General features: G+C 73.6%; 11 protein-coding genes and 1 pseudogene. 9 read left to right on the forward strand and 3 right to left on the reverse strand.

Translation table 11 applies throughout. The features are described from left to right. Positions 1-597: pseudogene (locus ABD385_RS16125) on the reverse strand (hypothetical protein); the annotation flags it as partial. A gap of 395 nt (positions 598-992) precedes the next feature. Next, positions 993-2,192, reverse strand: coding sequence for an erythromycin esterase family protein (locus ABD385_RS16130; protein ID WP_344576164.1), 1,200 nt, complete (start codon positions 2,190-2,192; stop codon positions 993-995). A 109-nt stretch (positions 2,193-2,301) separates the two neighbouring features. On the opposite strand from ABD385_RS16130, the gene ABD385_RS16135 reads away from it, so the two are divergent. Continuing rightward, on the forward strand, positions 2,302-2,988 hold the full coding sequence (locus ABD385_RS16135; RefSeq protein ID WP_344576167.1) for a MerR family DNA-binding transcriptional regulator: 687 nt from the start codon (positions 2,302-2,304) through the stop codon (positions 2,986-2,988). Positions 2,989-3,157: 169 nt separating this feature from the next. On the opposite strand, the gene ABD385_RS16140 is transcribed toward ABD385_RS16135, so the two are convergent. Continuing rightward, positions 3,158-4,087, reverse strand: a complete 930-nt coding sequence (locus tag ABD385_RS16140) for a LysR family transcriptional regulator (RefSeq protein ID WP_344576169.1) — start codon at positions 4,085-4,087, stop codon at positions 3,158-3,160. A 200-nt stretch (positions 4,088-4,287) separates the two neighbouring features. On the opposite strand from ABD385_RS16140, the gene ABD385_RS16145 reads away from it, so the two are divergent. The 8 genes from ABD385_RS16145 (at position 4,288) to ABD385_RS16180 (ending at position 13,519) form a co-directional block, all read left to right on the forward strand. Next, entirely contained in the window at positions 4,288-5,343 is a 1,056-nt protein-coding gene (locus tag ABD385_RS16145; protein ID WP_344576172.1) for a YncE family protein, read from the forward strand. A 226-nt stretch (positions 5,344-5,569) separates the two neighbouring features. Next, complete coding sequence (locus tag ABD385_RS16150) at positions 5,570-6,868, forward strand: amidohydrolase family protein (RefSeq protein ID WP_344576176.1); 1,299 nt, start codon at positions 5,570-5,572, stop codon at positions 6,866-6,868. Between the two features lie 72 nt (positions 6,869-6,940). After that, a complete protein-coding gene (locus ABD385_RS16155) occupies positions 6,941-8,416 on the forward strand; it encodes an MFS transporter (protein ID WP_344576180.1) in 1,476 nt (491 codons plus the stop codon). A gap of 42 nt (positions 8,417-8,458) precedes the next feature. Continuing rightward, on the forward strand, positions 8,459-9,124 hold the full coding sequence (locus ABD385_RS16160; RefSeq protein ID WP_344576184.1) for a GntR family transcriptional regulator: 666 nt from the start codon (positions 8,459-8,461) through the stop codon (positions 9,122-9,124). Between the two features lie 410 nt (positions 9,125-9,534). Beyond that, positions 9,535-10,575: an iron-siderophore ABC transporter substrate-binding protein gene (locus ABD385_RS16165; RefSeq protein WP_344576185.1), complete on the forward strand. Its 1,041-nt coding sequence runs from the start codon at positions 9,535-9,537 to the stop codon at positions 10,573-10,575. A gap of 22 nt (positions 10,576-10,597) precedes the next feature. Then, entirely contained in the window at positions 10,598-11,632 is a 1,035-nt protein-coding gene (locus ABD385_RS16170) for a FecCD family ABC transporter permease (protein ID WP_344576188.1), read from the forward strand. Next, the gene (locus tag ABD385_RS16175; protein ID WP_425585413.1) at positions 11,629-12,705 is read left to right on the forward strand and encodes a FecCD family ABC transporter permease; all 1,077 of its coding nucleotides are present in this window, start codon (positions 11,629-11,631) and stop codon (positions 12,703-12,705) included. Before ABD385_RS16170 ends, ABD385_RS16175 begins: the two co-directional genes overlap by 4 nt. Positions 12,706-12,853: 148 nt before the next feature. Next, the gene (locus tag ABD385_RS16180) at positions 12,854-13,519 is read left to right on the forward strand and encodes a maleylpyruvate isomerase N-terminal domain-containing protein (protein ID WP_344576190.1); all 666 of its coding nucleotides are present in this window, start codon (positions 12,854-12,856) and stop codon (positions 13,517-13,519) included. The last annotated feature ends 61 nt before the right edge of the window (positions 13,520-13,580 follow it).

Here is a 13,580-nt window from a genome sequence, read left to right on the forward strand (position 1 = left end):
GGTGCGTGCGGTGACCTTGCCGTCGGGGTAGCCGAGGTAGAGGTAGAGCACGCCGTTGCGGTCGCGGGCGAGGATGTCGTACTCCTTGGCGCCGCCGAGGTTGCCGGGCGAGAGCACCTTGTCGTAGATGTTCCAACCGCCGCCGATGAGGGCGCCGTCGGGGACGGAACCGCCGCTGAAGTACAGCTCGCCCTGGGGGGTCCAGAGCCAGTCGGCGTCCGCGTAGCCGTCCTGGTCGTTGTCGAGCAGCTGCTGGTTGGCGCGGACCGCACCGTAGTCGTCGAGCTTCTCGCGGGGCATGAACGCGCCGCCGCCGTCGAGGTAGTAGCCGTAGGTGGCGCCGGACGACTCCACGCCGAAGAGCGGGAAGATCGGGCTGGCCGCGGTGGGGCCGTCGTAGCCGGCGACGCCGGCGATCGCCTTCGGTGCCTTGGCCGGTGACTGGGGCGCGGCCTTGCGGGCGTTCCGGGCGGCCGAGCCGGGGTTGTCCGCCGCGAAGGAGGCGCCGGCGGCGGAGCCGGCGAGCGCGACGACGAGGGCCGCGGTGGCGAGACGGGACAGGACGCGTCCGCGCGTGCGGCCGGAAGGTATTGCCACGTAGTTCTCCGTGGTTGGGGATCGAGACGGGAACCGGTAGCCCGACGGCGCGCCTCGGGGCGCGCCGCGGTCTCCGGTTCTCAGGATGTTTTCACGATTCCTTCACCCGTCAATCACGTTTGTGTTGGAGCGGAGAGTTTCCTCTCTGCCCGTACAACCTTTCTCCGCGGGAGAATTGGGAAACTGCGGAGCGAAAGCGGCGAACGGCGCGGGGTGGTGTGGCATCGGTCGGCCCGGGGTCGAGGTCGCCGAGGCTATCTGTCCGACTCCGTCTCCCTTGTCCGTCCCCGCATCCCGTCGTGTGATCCATCCCATAGTCGACCGCCGTCCCACCCGCGGCCCACTCAGGCCCGCACATCTCAACGTCCTTGCTGCGCACCCCTCCAGACGGTGCGTCAGGCATCGCCTTCCGAGACGTCCTTGACGAACACGATGGCTTCGGTCTGGTCGGTGGTGGTCGGATCGAGGGCGAAGTAGGTGTGGTCGGCGGGGACGCGGGGCGTCAACTTCCGGTCGAGGCCGGCGGCGAGGCGGCCGGGATCGATGACGGCGCGCGCCTCGGGGAGCGACGACAGGACTCCTTCCAGGGTGTCGGGGTGCGGGACGTCGGCGCCGCGGCTGCCGAACGTGCTGGCGACGAAGGCGTACTGCTCGCCGAGGCGGGCGCTGACGAGGGCCCCCGCGCTCCACCACCGCACCGACCCGCCGCCGAACTCCATCCGGCTCTCGTCGCGTTGCAGATGACGGTTGTGGGCGAAGGCGAGGGTGGGGCCGCGGCGGGCCTCGCGGCGGACGACGGCGTCGAGGTTGTCGGCCATCATCGCGTCGCGCACCGACAGCAGCGTGTCGATGCGGGTGGGAGCGGTGTGCGCCATCCCGGCGTGGTAGCGCAGCAGTCCGGTGGCGGTGCGGGCGTGCAGCTCGGCGTGCCAGAAGGCGTCGGCGGAGGTGGCCGCCGTCAGGCGCGGGGCCTGCCAGGCCAGCAGCGCACTCAAGTCGTCCGCGACCAGGCGCAGTTCACTTGCCTCGGGGCTACGGCCGACGGACTGGCCCGGGTCCATCATGGCGGCCGGGCGGGTCCACCGCTCGTCGGGGCCGAGGAGTCGGTCGAGGCGGGCCCGGTCGCACTCCGGGTCGAGGTGGGCGGCGAGGTAGTCGTGCAGCGAGGTCAGGGCCGCACGGGGGCTGGCGGCACCGGTGATCTCCAAGGGGCCGTCGCAGCCGTAGAAGCGGAGTCGCTCGGACGCGGGGCGGCGGGCGTTCCAGGCACGCATCCAGCGCAGCAGCTCGCGGTTGGCGGGGTGGGCGCCGAAGTCGTGGCTGAAGCCGCGGTCCAACGCCTCGTCGAGGGTCCCGGTGCCGTCGCCGACGTACGCATCGACGGTCAGTGCCGCCAGGCAGTCGCTCTCGACGGCGATCGAGCGGTACCCCTCGTGTGCGACGAGGTGGCGGAAGAGCTCGTTGCGGAGTTCGGGGAAGGCTTCGACGCCGTGGGTGGGCTCGCCGAGGCCGAGCAGGCGGGTGGCGGGGGACAGGAGCGCGGTGAGGGCGCCGCCGGTGAAGGGCAGGGCGGCGTCCCGGATCGTGGCCGTCATGCCTTCAACCGTATCGTTGAACCCTCGGTGTAAAGTTGGTCGCATTTCAGTCGTCAACCACCCCCTGAACAGGGGGTTCTCTCGGCCTTCCAGAGGACGAACCTTCAAAATGCGTTTGCGTCCCATCGATCTCGCGCGCGAGCACGGCCTGTCCACCCAGGCGGTCCGCAACTACGAGGAGGCGGGCATCCTGCCGCCGGCCGAACGCGCCCCGAGCGGCTACCGCCGCTACGCCCCGCGCCACGCGGCGGCCCTGCGGACGTTCCTGGCACTGATCCCGGCGCACGGCCACGCGACCGCCGGGACGATCATGCGGGCCGTCAACGACGGCGCGGTCGAGGACGCGCTGCGACTGATCGACCGGAGCCATGCGCAACTGGCCGACGACCGACGCACCCTGGAGGAGGTGGCGGACGCGCTGCACGACCTGGCGCCGACGCACCAGCCGGAGCCCGGCGCGACGTTCATCGGGCCGCTGGCGGACCGGCTCGGCATCCGGCCGGCGACGTTGCGCAAGTGGGAGCGCGCCGGGCTCGTCGTGCCCCGGCGCGACCCCCGCACCGGCTACCGCGTCTACGCCCCCGCCGACGTGCGCGACGTGCTGCTGGCCCATCAACTGCGCCGTGGCGGGCACGGGTTGGAGCAGATCGCGCGGGTGCTGGAGCAGGTCCGGACGGCCGGCGGCCCGGAGCCGTTGCAGGCCGCACTGCGGGCGTGGCGCGAGCGACTGACGGCCCGGGGCCTGGCGATGCTGGCGGGCGCGGCGGCGCTCGACGCGTACCTGGGTGCGCCGTGAGCCACCGCGACGGACGGCTGCCGACTCCCGGGTGCGGGCCGGGCCCTCGCGGGGGAAAAAAGGGCGCAACGTTCCCCGGGGGACGGGGCTTTGGAGCCGGGCCGGAACCGTCCCTGACGCGGACCGCGACGCCGACGCGACGGGCGGCGGTGTCGCCCGCCGCCCGTGCCTACGGCGCCGTGCTGCCCCGTGGGGCGTCGCCGGCCGCGTCGGAGGGGTCCAGGACCGCGGCCGCCAAGCGGTCGCGGAACCAGCGGTGTCCCGGGTCGGTCGCGTTGCGCGGGTGCCAGGCCATCCCGAGGTCGAGGGGCGCCAGGTCGAGGGGGAGGGGGAAGGTGCGCAGCCCCAGTGCGGAGACCGTCTCGGGGAGCCAGTCGGCCAGGCAGAGCGCGATGAGGTCGGTGTCCCGGGCGAGCAGCATCGCACTGGTGTGACTGGGGACGACGACCGCGATCCGGCGCCGCAGCCCGAGTTCCGCCAGTGCACTGTCGATGGGGCCGAGGCGCTTGCCGAGCCGGGAGATGCCGATGTGGTCGGTCGCGGCGAACCGCCGGGCATCGATCCGGCCGTCGAAGAGCGGATGGTCGCGGCGCGCGACGCCGACCATGGTCGTCCGAACGAGCTGTCGGGTCCGGATCTCCGGGTCCAGGTGCCCCAGGACGCCCAGTTCGACGTCCACCCAGCCCTGCCGCAGCGCGGGGCCGCCCTCCACCGCCTCCGGCAGGAACACCACGTCCACGTGCGGCGCCTCCGCGTGGATGCGTTCGGTCAGGGTGCCGGCCAGTCCCACCAGCAGCAGGTCGGCCGCCTGCACGGTGAAGCTGCGCCGGAGGTGCACGGCATCGAATCCGGCGCCGGGGCGCAGCACGTCGTCGCAGCGGCGCAGCAACGCGCCGACCTCCTCCCGCAGTTCCAGGGCCCGAGGGGTCGGGACCAGCCGTTGGCCCGCACGGACCAGCAACGGATCGCCGACGGTGCGGCGCAGCCTGGCCAGGGTCCGACTGGCCGCCGCGGGCGAGGTGCCGAGCCGTTCCGCGGCGCGGGTCACGCTGTTCTCCTGGAGCAGCACGTCCAGGGCCCGCAGCAGATTGAGATCCATCGTCGCTCTCTCCTCCATCATCCATCTGACCTGCATTTTTACGGCCCTGGCAAAGATTAGCTGCCCATCTTTGCATTGCTCTCGCGAGCGGCGCGGACGGAGAGTGGAACTGTTCACGACGACGCGCGGAGGTCCCCTCCAGGCGCCTCTCGACCGTCGTCCCCCCCTTTCGTTTCCCGCGCTCGTTGAAGGAGTTCGCCGTGCCGCAGTCCCCCCGTTCCGGTCGAGAAGGCGACGTGCTGGCGGTGGTCAGCCAGAGCGGACCGACGGTGTCGTTCTTCGACGCCGCCTCCGACCGGCACCTCGGAACGACCGAGGTCCCCGCCGAACCGCACGAGGTGTGCTTCGACCCCACCCAGCGCCTGTTGTGGTGCACCACGACGTACCAGTCGGGCTACTACCACGCGAACGCCGGCCGCCGCACCGAGCTGACCGTGATCGACCCCGACACCCGCCGCATCGTCGAGATCGTCGACCTCGCGCCGGAACACGGCCCGCACGGACTGGCGTTGGACCCGGCGCGCGGCCGCCTCTACGTCAGCGTGGAGGGCTCCGCGGACCGGCCCGGCGGCGTCGTGGTCATCGACACCGGGACCCGCCGGCCGCTGGGCCGGATCGACACGGACGCGCCCGGCCCGCACTGGTTTGCCATCGACCCCGCCGGTCGGACGGGGTACGCCACCAACAAGGAGGCGCCGTTCGTCTCGGTCGTCGACCTCGAACGGGGCGTCCGCACCGCGAAGGTCGAGGTGCCGGGCAGCGAGGGACTGGCCGTCTCCGCCGACGGCGCGCACGTCTTCGTCGCCTCCCCCTACGCCGGCTCCTTCTTCACCGCCGACGAGGAGCGGCCCGCCACCGGCATCCGGGTCATCGAGGCCGAGACGGCGTCCGTCGTCGACACCCTGCCCACCGAGGACGTCGTCCTGCCGGTGCACCTGACCTCGACGGGCAAGCTGCTCGTGGGTGAAGTGCGGATGGCGCCCGACCCCCGGTCGCAGCTCGGCCGGCAGGCGCCGGGGCGCCTGACGGTGTTCTGCGCCGACACCCGGAAGCCGTTGGGCGAGGTCGAAGTCGGGCTCTGCCCGCTGACCGTCACCTCGTCGCCCGACGGCCGGCTCGGCTACGTGTCCTGCGTCGTCTCGTCCACGGTCGACGTCATCGACCTGGAGACGCTGGAGCGGCTGGCGCGCTTGGACCTCGCCAAGCGCGACGCGCCCGGCGCCCACGGCCTGGCCTACGTGCCGCGCCCGGCCTGATTCCCACCTGCGGGCGCGGCCCTGCCGGGTGCCGGGTGTGGGGGAGCGCGGGTGGGCGCCTCGGGCGGACCTCCCTATTGGGATACCAAAATCCGAAATGCGGAGGTGGGAGCGGCCTAAGCAGGCTCATCCCTCCCGACGGAAGCACTCGGAGCCCTTGTCGGCCGACTTCGATTTGGTATACCAATTGGCCGATCGTTGAACGCAGAGCCCTGAGGAGACCGCCATGTGCGTCGAGTCCGTCCCGCCCCCGCCCAGCCGGGTCACGCGTCGCGGTGTCCTCGCCGGGGCCGCCGCCCTGGCCGGAACCGCCGCACTGACGGCGGCTCCGGGTGCCGCCGCGGCGCCGGCACGGGGAGCCACCGGCACCCCGGCGCCGGGCGCGCCCCGCACCGGGGACCTGGTCGTCGAGGGCGGCACCCTGCTGGACCCGGCGACCGGCGCGGTCACGGAGGACGCCGTCGTCGTGATCCGCGACGGCGTGGTGCGCGTCGCCGGCGCCCGCGCCCGGACCGACGTGCCGGCCGACGCCCCCCGCCTCGACGCCCACGGCCGGTGGGTGCTGCCCGGCCTGATCGACGCGCACATCCACCTCAACACCGCCACCGAGGCCCTGGACGCGGTCCGCAAGGGCGCCACCAGCGCCCGCAGCGGCTCCACCAACTTCTACCAGGACATCGCGGTACGGGAGTTGGCCCGCCAGGCACCGGAACGAGCCCCCCGGCTGCGCGCCGCGGGCGTCTTCGTCACGCCCGATCTCGGGGACACGGTGCTCGCCGACCCGGACCTCACCCCGCTCGCCCGCCTGAAGGAGGGCGTCCGCTCGGCCGAGGCGCTGCGCCGGGTCGTCCAGGTGAACCTCGCCCGCGGCGCCGACGTCGTCAAGACCCGGGTGAACGAACGGGCCGGCCTGCCGGAGCAGGACCCGTTGACGCAGGTCTACTCGTACGAGCAGCTCTCCGAAGTGGTGGCGGCGGCCCGGCGCGGCGGCCGGGGGGTGCTGTGCCACAGCTACAGCGAGCGCGGTTGTGACGACGCGGTGCGGGCCGGCATCCGGTCCCTGGAGCACGGGGTGTTCGTCGCCGAGCGGACCCTGCACGACATGCGGCGCCGGGGCACGTACTTCACCCCGACCCTGACCGCCATCGCCGGACTCGCCGAGGAGTCCGACCCGGTGCTCGCCGAGCGCGGCCGGGCGTACCTGCCGGTGCTCAAGGAGGCCGTGCGGGCCGCGCACGAACTCGGCGTTCCGCTGGCGGCGGGCACCGACTCGTCCGGCGGCGCGGTCGAACCCATCGGCCGAGAAGTGGAGTTGATGCACGCGGCGGGGCTGTCGGCGCTGGACGCGATCCGCACGGCGACCACCCGGGCGGCCCGGCTGCTCGGTCTGGAGCGGACGGCGGGCCGCCTGGCGCCGGGCTTCGCGGGCGACGTGCTGGTGGTCTCCGGGGACCCGCTCGCCGACCTGTCCGTGCTCGCCGAGCCGGTCCGCGTGGTGCGCGCCGGCCTGCCGCTCTCGCGGTGATCCGCTCCCGTCACCGTCGGCCCGGCCCCGCCGCGGGTGCCCGGACCGGTCAACTCCGCAACAGGTAAGGCCATGGACGCCCACCCGATACCGACCGCCGCCCCCGTACAGCCGCCGTCCGCGCATCCACGACGGTGGTGGGCGCTGGGCGTGCTCGGGCTGGCGCAGTTGATGATCCTGCTGGACAGCACCATCGTCAGCGTGGCGCTGCCGTCGCTCCAGACGGAGCTGCGGATGGCCGACGGTGACCGCCCGTGGGTGGTGACCTCCTACACCGTCGCCTTCGGCGGACTGCTGCTGCTCGCCGGGCGGATCGCCGATCACGCCGGCCGCACCCGGGTGTTCGTCGCCGGACTGGTCGGCTTCGCGGCCGCCTCCGCCGGCGCGGGCGTGGCGCCCACGGCCCAGGTACTCTTCGCCGCGCGCGCCGTGCAGGGTGCGTTCGCCGCGCTGTTGGCCGCGTCGGCCCTGGCCCTGGTCGCCACCGGCTTCCCCGACCCCGCGGAGCGCCGCCGGGCGATCGCCGTCTTCGGCGCGCTGGGCGGTGCCGGGGCGTCGCTGGGCGTCGTCCTGGGCGGGCTGCTCACCCAGGGGTTCGGCTGGCGCTGGTGCCTGTTGGTCAACGTGCCCATCGCGCTCCTGGCGCTGCTCGGCGCGGCGTGGATGCCGCGCGACCGCTCGCCGCGCGTCCACGGCCGCATCGACGTCAGCGGGGCCGTCCTGGGCTGCGGCGGGGTGACGGTGCTGGTCTACGGCTGCAGCCGGGCCGAGGCGGACGGTTGGACGGCCCCGCTGGTGCTGGGCGCGCTGCTCGGCGGCGCCGCACTGCTCGCGGCGTTCGCGGTGCGGCAGACCCGCGCCGCGGTGCCGCTGCTGCCGCCGCGGCTGGTCCGCGACCGCGGTCGGGTCGCGGCGCTGCTGGCCGGGGGTGCGCTGATGATGGCCCAACTGTCGGTCTCGCTGTTCCTCACCTACTACCTCCAGACCGTGCTGGGTTGGTCCGCCGTCGCCGCCGGCCTCGGCTTCCTGCCGATCAGCGTCGTGACGACGGCGACCGCCACCCAGCTCGGCACCCGGCTGCTGCCCCGCTTCGGGCCGCGCGTGATGATGACGGCGGGGCTCGCCCTCGCCGCCTGCGGACTCTTCCAGCTCACCCTCCTGGGGCCGGACTCCGGGTACGCGACCCGCGTCCTCCCGGCGCTCGCCACCTTCGCCGTCGGCCTGGGCGGCAGCTTCCTGGCCATCATGAACGCCGCCACCTCCGGGGTGCCCGCACAGGACTCCGGGATCGCCTCCGCCGTCGTCAACTCGGCCCAACAGGTGGGGGGTTCCATCGGATCGGCCGTCTTCAACACCGTCGCCGCGAGCACGGCCGCGGCCTTCCACGGCGGCACGCGGGCGGCCACGCTGCATGGCTTCACCGTCGCCGTCCGCTACCCCCTGGGGACCCTCCTGCTAGCGGCCGTCGTCACGGCCGCACTCGCCCGCCCGCCGGCGCGGTCACGGCCCTCGCGCCCCGGCGCGCAGCGGCCGTCCCGGGAGCGGTGACGGGGTGCCCGACGCCGTACCGGCCGATGCGAGAATGGGGTCATGACAGGGTCTGGAGGGTTCGCGCCCGAATCGGAGCGGGTCACCCGACAGCTGCGCGACGAGATCATCGACGGTGCCCGCACACCGGGCAGCCGGCTCGTCGAACGCGAACTCGCCGCGGAACTCGGCGTGAGCCGCCTGCCGATCCGGGACGCCCTGAAGGCGCTGGTCACCGAGGGACTGGTGACGCCGCGGCCGCGGACCTGGGCCGTGGTGCGGGAGTTCACGCCCACCGACCTCGCCGACCTCGACGAGGTGCGGTCGGCCCTGGAGGCGCTGGCCTTCCGGCTCGCCGCGCAACGCCGCACCCGTGCCGGCCTGGCGCGGCTGCGCGCGGACCTCGACGCGGAGCTGACCGCCGCCCGCCGGGGGGACGCCGTGACGGCCCGGCGCGCGGCGGCCGACTTCCACGAGACGGTGATCTCGCTGGCCGACAACGAGCTGCTGAACGAGCTGGAACGCACCCTGCGGAGCCGGATGCGCTGGCTCCTGGCGCAGCACGACGACCTGACGGCCATGGCCGAGGAGCACGAGGAGCTCTACGCGGCGCTCGCCGATCGGGACGTCGCGCGGGTCGAAGAGCTGGTCACGAAGCACCTGGAGAGCGGTCGCAGTGCGGCCGCCGCCCGCCGGGAACCGCCCGGCGCCGGCCGCGCGGACTCCTGACCCGGCGGTAGGGGAGCCGTCGCGGCGCTCCCGACGCCGCGCACCGCGCGGTGACGGCACCGGGGCGGACACCCACAGCAGGACCTTCGACGTCGCTGAGGCGTGCCCGGCGGCCACTGGGTCGTTCGGTGTCTGTTGCCGAGCCTCGCGCTGGTCCCGGTACTGCGCGCCGGTCGCACCACCCCACTTGGCACCCGACGGCCGAGAAGTGTGCCGGCGCGAGCAACTGACGAACGGTTCGTCGGTGGCGGTCGGGAGAGGGAGGGGGCGATGGTCGAGGCCGAACCGATGAGAGGTTAGGCTTACCTAAGCCGTCTTGGGGGTGGGGTTCCTTCTCTCTCCGTCCGGACCGATCGTCACCACAGGCACGCGGGCTCCGCTTCGTGCTGCCTCGAAGCAAAGGACTTGGCATGGCCATCGCTACGCGCCGCACACCGCGCCGCCTCTTCGCCGCCTCGGCAGCGGCCTCGTTGCTGTTGCTCGTCAGCGCCTGCGGCGGCGGGGACAAGAGCGACGCCGCCGCTTCCGGCGACTCGCACGGTGCCTTCCCGGTGTCCATCAAGAGCGCGCTGGGCACCGCCAAGATCGACAAGGAGCCCAAGCGGATCGTCACCCTCGGTCAGGGCTCGGCCGAGACGGCCATCGCCCTCGGCCACACGCCGGTCGGCGTGGAGGAGTACCCCTGGGGCAGCGACAAGTCCGGCTACCTGCCCTGGATCAAGGACGCGGTGAAGAAGGCCGGCAACCCGCTGCCCAAGCAGTTCAAGGGCGGTGACCAGCTCGACGTCGAGGCGATCACCGAACTCGCCCCGGACCTGATCCTGGCGCCCTGGTCCGGCATCACGGCCAAGCAGTACGACCTCCTCAAGGACATCGCGCCGACGGTCGCCTACCCGGACAAGGCGTGGAGCACCGACTGGGACCAGCAGATCAACATCGTCGCCAAGGCCCTCGGCCAGCCGGCGAAGGGCACCGGGCTCATCAAGGACATCAAGAAGGAGCTGGCCGACGCCGCGGCCACCCGGCCGAACTACAAGAACGTCTCGTTCTCCTACGTCTACACCTCCGGACCCGGCACGCTGGGCGTGTTCAAGCCCACCGAGCAGCGGGTGGAGATGGTGAAGTCCCTGGGGCTCAAGGTCGACCCGGTGGTCAACACCTTCAAGGAGACCGAGGGCACCGACTCGTCGCTGATCGGCCTGGAGAACGCCGACAAGCTCAACAAGAGCGACCTGCTCTTCACCTTCTACTCCGACGCCAAGACCCGCAGCGAGATCGAGAAGCAGCCGCTGTACGGTGCCATGCCCGCCATCAAGAAGGGCGCCGTCGTGGCGAGTTCGGACAACTCCTTCGTCACCGCCTCCTCCATGATCAACCCGCTCACCGTGCCGTACAGCATCAAGCGCTACCTGCCGCTGATCGACGACGCGGTCAAGAAGGCGGGCAAGTAACCCCACGGGACGTCTGGAACCCATGACCACGACCCTCGCCACCGAGGAGCCGCGGACGCGCGTGCGCCGGCCCGTCCGGCGCACCGCCGTCGTCCTGCTCCTGGCCCTGGCCGCCCTCGTCCTCGCCGGCGTCGCCAGCATCATGTTCGGCAGCAAGACCCTGGCCCCGGACCAGGTCTGGGCCGCCGTCACCGGCCACGCCGACGCCTACACCACCACCGTCGTCCAGAGCCGCTACCCGCGCACAGCCCTGGGCGTCGTCGTCGGCCTCGGCCTCGCCGTGGCGGGCGTCCTGATGCAGGCGGTGACCCGCAACCCGCTCGCCGAACCCGGCCTGTTGGGCGTCAACACCGGAGCCGCGGCGAGCGTGGTGGCCGCCACCGCGTTCGCCGGCGTCTCCGGACAGACCCAGACCCTGCTGTGGGCCCTGCCGGGCGCCCTGCTGGCCGGCCTGTTCGTCTACGTCATCGGCGCCCTCGGCAGCGGGCTGAGTCCGGTCCGACTGGTGCTGGGCGGCGCGGTCCTCACCGCCGTGCTGAGCGCCTTCATCCAGGCCGTCACCCTCAGCCGCCCGCAGGTGTTCGACAGCTACCGCTACTGGGTCGTCGGCGCCCTCGGCGGACACGACTGGAACGCCGTGGGGACCGTACTGCCGCTGGCCGCCGCCGGATTCGCCCTCGCCCTGCTCCTGGGCCGCAGCCTGAACGCGGTCGCGCTGGGCGAGGATTCCGCGACGGCCCTCGGCGCCCGCCCGGAACGGGTGAAGGCGATCGCGCTGCTGACGGCCACGGTGCTGAGCGCCGCCGCCACCGCGGCAGCCGGGCCGATCGCCTTCGTCGGACTCGCCGTCCCGCACCTGGCCCGCACCCTGCTCGGCGCCGACCTCAGGCGACAGGTCGTGCTGAGCGCCCTGCTCGGCCCCACCCTGCTGCTCACGGCCGACGTCATCGGGCGGCTCGTGGTCCGCCCGCAGGAGCTGATGGTCGGCGTCGTCACGGCCTTCGCCGGCGCCCCCGCCCTTCTGATCGCCGTTCGCAGGATGCGAGCCACCTCATGACCCCTCCCCCCACCCCTTCCCCCTCGGCGGTCCGCCGGCCGGGCAACCGGAAGATCCTCCTCAAGGCCGGGCCCGCGGTCGCCCTGCGGGTCCCGGTGCGGATGGTCTGGATCGGCGCGGCCCTGGTCGCGGCGGTGCTCGTGGCCTGCACCGCCACCCTCACCGTGGGCCGCCTGGGCATCGCCCTGCCGGACCTGCCGGCGGCGCTGACCGGGCACGCGGTCGGCGTGGACGGCTTCGTCCTGGACCGGTTGCGCGGACCGCGACTGACGGTGGCGGTCGCCGCCGGCGCCGCCTTCGGGCTGTCCGGGGCGCTGTTCCAGTCGGTGACCCGCAATCCGCTGGGCAGCCCGGACGTCATCGGCCTCGGCCCGGGCGCCGGCGCGGGCGCCGCCCTGGTCGCCCTCCTCTTCCCGGGCGCACCGGTCGCCCTGGGGGCGCTCGGCGGCGCGGTGGCGGCCATGGTGCTGGTCTACGTGTCGACCGGCACCGGCTTCCGCAACCCCAGCCGCCTGGTCATCGCCGGCATCGGCGTCTCCGCCATGGCGACGGCCTTCATCCAGTACATCGTCTACGCCATCGCCCGCGACCAGGCCACCGTGCTCAGCTCCTACCTCAACGGCAGCCTGACCGCTCGGTCCTGGGGCGACGCGGCCACCATCGGCGTGGTGCTCCTGGTCTGCGCCCCGTGCGCCGCATTGCTGTCCCGGCCCCTGGGCCTGAGCGAGATGGGACAGACCACGGCGGCCGCGCTCGGCGCCCGACCGGAACGCGCCTTCACCGGCGCCGTCCTGCTGACCATCGTGCTGTCCGCCGGAGCCGTCTCGGCCGCCGGCCCGATCTCCTTCATCGCCCTCACCGCACCGCAGATCGTCAAGCGACTGACCCGCGGCAGCGGCCCGCACCTGGCCCTCTCCGCACTGTCGGGCGCCCTGCTGCTCGTCCTCGCCGACCTGGCGGCGCAGAACGCCCCGATCTTCGACAAACTCCCCGTCGGCATCTGGACGATGGCCCTGGGCGGCGCCTACCTCGGATACCTGCTCCTGCGGGAGTGGCGCCGCGGCGCCCTGTGAGACGGCGGGCGGCCCGCTGACCCACCGGCACGCCCCTCCCCGCCCCCGCCGCCCGGGCGCTCCCGGCCGTCCGACGGCCTCGGGCCCGCCGCGCGGTGGGGAGGGAAACCGGTCGCAGGGCGGCGCGACCGGTTGCTAGCTTGCCTCCGTGGACCTCTTCTCCCGCTCATGGGCGGCGTTGCGCGCAGCGGTCGCGGCACTCCCCGACGAGGACTTCGCCCGGCCCTCCGGCTGCACCGGCTGGCTCGTACGGGACCTCGTGTGCCACCTGATCATCGACGCCCAGGACGTCCTGATCACCCTCGCGACCCCCGCCGACACCGCACCCACCCGCACCGCCCTCACCTACTGGGACGTCACCGACGCGCCGCCGACCGGCGACGACCCGCTCGACGCGCTGACGGTCCGGCTGGCCGCCGCCTACGAGGAGCCGTGGCTGCTGAAGTTCCACTTCGACGACGTGGGCTCCGCCGCCGGCCGCGCCGCCGCGCTCGCCGACCCGGACCTCCTGGTCGGCACCCGCGACGAGGTGTTCACCGCCGCCGACTACCTCACCACGTACGTCCTGGAATGGACCCTGCACCACCTCGACCTGATCGCCCACCTCCCGGCCGCGGCGCCGCCGCCGGCCGAGGGCCTCGCCCGGGCCCGCGAGCTGCTGGAGGGGATCGCCGGGGCGGCCTTCCCGGCCTCCTTCTCCGATGCGGACGCCCTCCTGGTCGGCACCGGCCGGCGCGCCCCGACCGACGCCGAACGCGCCGAACTGGCCGCAGCCGGCGGCCCGGCCGGGAAACTCCCCCTCTTCCTCGGCTGACCCCCGGGCCGCCGCGTCAGCTCCCCGGCCCGCCCGCTGCCGGGTCCTGGACGCCGGCGGA

This window comes from Streptomyces lunalinharesii, from assembly GCF_039532155.1.
Lineage (GTDB): Bacteria > Actinomycetota > Actinomycetes > Streptomycetales > Streptomycetaceae > Streptomyces > Streptomyces lunalinharesii.

Coding starts and splice junctions, on each gene's coding strand:
- ABD385_RS16150 (WP_344576176.1), top strand. CDS start 5,570: ATGTGCGTCGAGTCCGTCCCGCCCCCGCCCAGCCGGGTCACGCGTCGC.
- ABD385_RS16135 (WP_344576167.1), top strand. CDS start 2,302: ATGCGTTTGCGTCCCATCGATCTCGCGCGCGAGCACGGCCTGTCCACC.
- ABD385_RS16175 (WP_425585413.1), top strand. CDS start 11,629: ATGACCCCTCCCCCCACCCCTTCCCCCTCGGCGGTCCGCCGGCCGGGC.
- ABD385_RS16155 (WP_344576180.1), top strand. CDS start 6,941: ATGGACGCCCACCCGATACCGACCGCCGCCCCCGTACAGCCGCCGTCC.
- ABD385_RS16140 (WP_344576169.1), bottom strand. CDS start 4,087: ATGGATCTCAATCTGCTGCGGGCCCTGGACGTGCTGCTCCAGGAGAAC.
- ABD385_RS16165 (WP_344576185.1), top strand. CDS start 9,535: ATGGCCATCGCTACGCGCCGCACACCGCGCCGCCTCTTCGCCGCCTCG.
- ABD385_RS16130 (WP_344576164.1), bottom strand. CDS start 2,192: ATGACGGCCACGATCCGGGACGCCGCCCTGCCCTTCACCGGCGGCGCC.
- ABD385_RS16160 (WP_344576184.1), top strand. CDS start 8,459: ATGACAGGGTCTGGAGGGTTCGCGCCCGAATCGGAGCGGGTCACCCGA.
- ABD385_RS16170 (WP_344576188.1), top strand. CDS start 10,598: ATGACCACGACCCTCGCCACCGAGGAGCCGCGGACGCGCGTGCGCCGG.